The 1,150-nt window shown below is 37.5% G+C and carries 1 protein-coding gene; it reads right to left on the reverse strand.

Annotated elements, in window-relative coordinates; all coding sequences use genetic code 11:
- On the reverse strand, positions 1-1,150 hold a 1,150-nt coding region (locus F1560_RS21165; RefSeq protein WP_149476596.1), incomplete at both ends, for a spore germination protein.

Consider the following 1,150-nt stretch of genomic DNA (forward strand, 5'->3'; position numbering starts at 1 on the left):
TGTTTTTCTTGCTTATAATGAGGAGAATTTTTGGAGTGTTTATACATCATCCAAGAAGGAACACGAACGATAGTATCTTTAAAATCCTCCATGTTTAATGGAACAAAAGGTGAAAAATATGGAAGACCGAATGAAGTAAGGCGTGACAAGTGAATTAACACAAATAACACTCCAACGACAATTCCTAAAAAGCCGAATATAGCTGCCAATAGCATTAAAGGAAATCCTAATATACGAATCGAGCTGCTCATTTCTAGATTTGGCTGAACAAATGATGAGACTGATGTTAATGCAACAACTATAAGACCACCATAGGAGACAATTCCTGCCTCAACCATTGCTGTTCCTACAACTAGCCCTCCGACGATCCCAAAAGTCGTGGCGACGGAAGGTGGCAGTCGAATGGACGCTTCTCTAAGCAACTCTAAGGAAAGCTGCATAATCATTAACTCTATAAATGGCCGAAATGGTACGTAGCTCAACGAAGACTGTAACGAATAAACAAGCTCCAATGGAATTACTTCATAATGGAATGAAACGAATGCAATATATAATGCCGGTAGAATAAGTGCAATGATATAGCTGAATAGACGTATAAATCTAAAAAATGAACCTAACCACCAACGGGTAATATAGTCATCCGGTGTTTGAAAGAACGTCATAAATGTTGCTGGTAATATAATTACAGTAGGACTTCCATCTATAATTAAAGCAACCCTTCCGTCCTTTAAATTTGCAGAAGCTCGATCTGGCCGTTCTGTAATTAAAAGCTGGGGAAATGGAGTAACTGTATGATCTTCAATGCAATCCTGAATATCTCCTGCTGATCGGATGGAATCAAGCGTAATACTTTTTATACGTTGTTCAACCTTTTTTATGATTTCCGGATCTGTCAAGTGATCCAAATAAATTAGTGATACATTCGTTGTTGTTGAGGAACCCAATGTATACTTTTTAACCGTGAAATCGGGTGATTTTGTTACAGTACGGAGTAAAAAAATGTTTTTTTCTAAGCTTTCAACAAAACCTACTTTTGCCCCAAGGATTGTTTTTTCTATGATAGCCTCTGAAACTTCTCTATCGGTTGATGCGTTCGTTTTCAGCAGGAATCCTTCACTATTCCTGCCTTTTTTTATTAGCAGACAATAAC

The organism is Oceanobacillus polygoni (assembly GCF_008304605.1).
GTDB classification, from domain to species: Bacteria; Bacillota; Bacilli; order Bacillales; family Amphibacillaceae; genus Oceanobacillus; species Oceanobacillus polygoni.